The sequence below is a fragment of the Cobetia sp. genome (assembly GCF_983723665.1).
Map to the genome: position 1 here is coordinate 1 of NZ_CFDJES010000258.1, position 2,308 is coordinate 2,308.

Sequence of the window (2,308 nt, forward strand, 5' to 3'; positions counted from 1 at the left end):
ACTGGCGCGGGCGGCGCGTCCTGAGCGGACAGATCGATTCCCCTCACCTCGGCGCCTATCGGCTCCAGCGGTGTGATGCTGCCGCCGAATTGCTGGATGACAGCCACCTGTGCCGGGTCGAACGGAACGCCCGGTGCTGACTCGGCTACCTCAGTGCGTGTTGGATTCGCCATGACACTGACCTCCTGTCGCGGCTCCCACGCTGGCGAGACGCTGATGTGTCATCAGGCCGCGCTATCGCTGCGCGACGACACTCGCGGCTCACAGACTCTCGGCGTGGGATGAATGTATCAGCATTCTCGCAAACACATTCCCGTGCGCCAAACCTCGCCCCATCTCATCCCGAACGCCGCGAGTTACCTATCAGGATGACGCTGGTGCATCACGTCACTCGTATTTCTTCTGCCAACTCTTCACGGCGATCCGCTCCTTGAGCAGATCCAGCATGTCGATCAGCACCTGCTCGGTGATCTGCTCCGTCCTCGGGTCAGTGCGCGACCAAGCATCGAAACCACTCTCTGCCAGGTGCCCCACCAGCGCCGAGAACTCCTTGGAACGCAGGCCGACCAGCGCTTCATCGACGAGATGGCAGGCCAGATCCGACAGCGAGCTTTCCAGCCCTTTCGTAAGCTGGGTGCCCATGGGCAGGCGCGAGACACGCTGAAGCTCCGGACTCTCGGCGAGGGTGCGACTGACCAGGCCCCGCACATAGCGCAGGGTATCGTCGCGATTCTGGGTATAGACATCCCCCGCCATGGTCTCGAGGCGCTGGGTAATTTCACGGATCAAGGCCTGCTTGCGAGGCTCCACGACACGCTCGATCACCGAAGATGAGAGGTCATCGCTGTCGCGCAACTGCTGCTGGACGTTATCGAGCATGCGCAGGGAGATACGGTCCGTCAGCTCCTCCAGCAGAATATCGAGATACTTGGCCGCCACCCCGTAGAGGTACCAGCGGCGAACATCGATCAAGCCGAGACGTTGCAGGCGGAACAACAGCGAGATCACACGCAACACACGCAACAGGCGGAAGCCGCTCAGCGGGATACACCCCAGCACGTCATACCAGTGCACGAAGGGGTAGAAGAACCAGCGGTGGTATCGCCGCTCCGCGATGGCCACTGCCCATCCCGCCAGCACATCCAGCAGGAAGACGGCGACGAACGCCAGATCGATGGAGAGGAAATTGGCGTGGATGTTCTTCTCATAGGCCGCATGCAACCCGGGTGTCACGGCCTCGAAGGCCGTGTTCAGCGGGGGAATCAGGAAGAGGCTATCGAACAGCAGCAATGCCAGATTGGCGATCACGAGCACGATGATGAACAGATCCCACCACAGATGTATCCGCTCCCTGGCGGACGAGGGCGTGCGGGTGGCTGGCATGACAACTCCTTGGCGATTGTTTCAGAATGCGTAACGGGTCTTCCTGACTCAGCCTACAACGCTTCAGATGACCACGCTGGCGATGACCGAGCATCAGCTGACCACACTGGCGATGACGCTATCTGCGAGGGCTTGCAGCGCTACCGGAGCCCAGCCCCGAATCGCCGTAGACACCCTATTAGTGAGGGAGACACCCGCATGAAACAAGCGCAAGTGATGACATGGGCCGCCGTGATGAGCGCAGCACTCACCCTGGGCGGCTGCGCAGGCGCTCAATCCTCTGAGGATTATCAAGGTGTCGACGAGCCACTGGAGAACACCTATTGGAAGCTGGTGACACTCGACAACCAGCCAACACCCGTGGTGGAAGGCAAGCGTGAAGCCCATATCGTCTTACATACACAAGACTCGCGAGTAGCCGGCTCCACCGGCTGCAATCGCCTGATGGGGGAATATCACCATGATGCGCAAGAACTCGGCTTCGGCCGCCTGGCCATCACGCGAATGGCATGTCCCGGTGAAGTAGCAACGCTCGAACGCGATTTCCTCGCGACACTCAATGACGTGTCGGGCTGGCAGATAGAAGGCAAGACACTGACGCTGATGGATGCACAAGGGGCGTCGCGTGCCCGTTTCCAGACAGTCCATCTCTATTGAGGACTCACAAGCTCCAGTGACAAGGTGTCGGGACGAGAAGAAATGCTTGCACTGCTTCATCGCGCCTGAATCACTCGTCCCGCTCCGGTCTTTTTGCGACATCCACGCCGCAGGGTATTCCCCATCTCGCATCTTCGGACTGCCGGGAGCATGAAGGGACTCACCTCGGCTACGCCTTTATCAGACGGCGAATTGTTTCTGGTAAAGGTCTATACCTGTAGTGGCACAGTGAATCTGGCCACCTGACTTTGAGTGTATGATGGCTCAC

The 2,308-nt window shown here is 59.7% G+C and carries 2 protein-coding genes; one reads left to right on the forward strand and one right to left on the reverse strand.

What is annotated here, in order from left to right:
* Positions 1 to 387: 387 nt before the first annotated feature.
* On the reverse strand, positions 388 to 1,383 hold the full coding sequence (locus AC4FAH_RS14590) for an ion transporter (RefSeq protein WP_175090739.1): 996 nt from the start codon (positions 1,381 to 1,383) through the stop codon (positions 388 to 390).
* A gap of 198 nt (positions 1,384 to 1,581) precedes the next feature.
* On the opposite strand from AC4FAH_RS14590, the gene AC4FAH_RS14595 reads away from it, so the two are divergent.
* Positions 1,582 to 2,040: an META domain-containing protein gene (locus AC4FAH_RS14595; protein WP_024953445.1), complete on the forward strand. Its 459-nt coding sequence runs from the start codon at positions 1,582 to 1,584 to the stop codon at positions 2,038 to 2,040.
* Positions 2,041 to 2,308: the final 268 nt, after the last annotated feature.